2 protein-coding genes are annotated in these 586 nt (G+C 65.2%); both read left to right on the top strand.

Translation table 11 applies throughout. The features are described from left to right. Positions 1–4: 4 nt before the first annotated feature. On the top strand, positions 5–439 hold the full coding sequence (locus tag EOA29_RS39300; protein ID WP_245468840.1) for a peroxiredoxin: 435 nt from the start codon (positions 5–7) through the stop codon (positions 437–439). Continuing rightward, positions 439–586 (top strand): DUF2938 family protein (locus EOA29_RS43945; protein WP_127222560.1); only part of this gene is annotated, 148 nt, incomplete at its 3' end. The genes EOA29_RS39300 and EOA29_RS43945, both read left to right, overlap by 1 nt.

Below are 586 nucleotides of genomic sequence, written 5' to 3'. Positions count from 1 at the left end.
GGTGATGACCGACGACGGCGCCAAGCCGATGACCAGCGCCGAAATCTTTGCGGGCAAGAAGGTCGTGCTGTTCGGCGTTCCCGGCGCCTTCACGCCGACTTGCAGCAACAACCACCTGCCGGGCTATCTGGAGAACCACGACGCCATCCTGGCGCGTGGCGTCGACACCATCGCGGTCGTCTCGGTCAACGACGTCCATGTGATGGGCGCCTGGGCGCGCTTCACCGGCGGCGAAGGCAAGATCCTCTTTCTGGCCGACGGCAGCGGCGACTTCGCCAAGTCGGTCGGGCTAGACAACGATCTTTCCGCAAACGGCATGGGTCTGCGCTCGAAGCGCTTTTCGATGATCGTCGACGACAGCACGGTCAAGGCGATCAATGTCGAAGCCAAGCCGGGCGTCGACGAGAGCGGCGCGGCCAAGATCCTCGAGCAGCTCTGATGCCCGACATCGTCTGGCGCGCCGTCGCGATCGGCATCGGCGCCACGGTCTTCATGGATGTCTGGGCGATTTTCCTCAACAAGGCGTTCGGCCTGCCCCGGCCGAATTGGGGTCTGGTCGGCCGCTGGGTCCGGCGCCTGCCCGAGA

This window comes from Mesorhizobium sp. M1E.F.Ca.ET.063.01.1.1 (genome assembly GCF_003998155.1).
Lineage (GTDB): Bacteria > Pseudomonadota > Alphaproteobacteria > Rhizobiales > Rhizobiaceae > Mesorhizobium.
The sequence above is the reverse complement of the archived record's forward strand: the minus strand, read 5'-3'. Positions and strand labels throughout refer to the sequence as shown.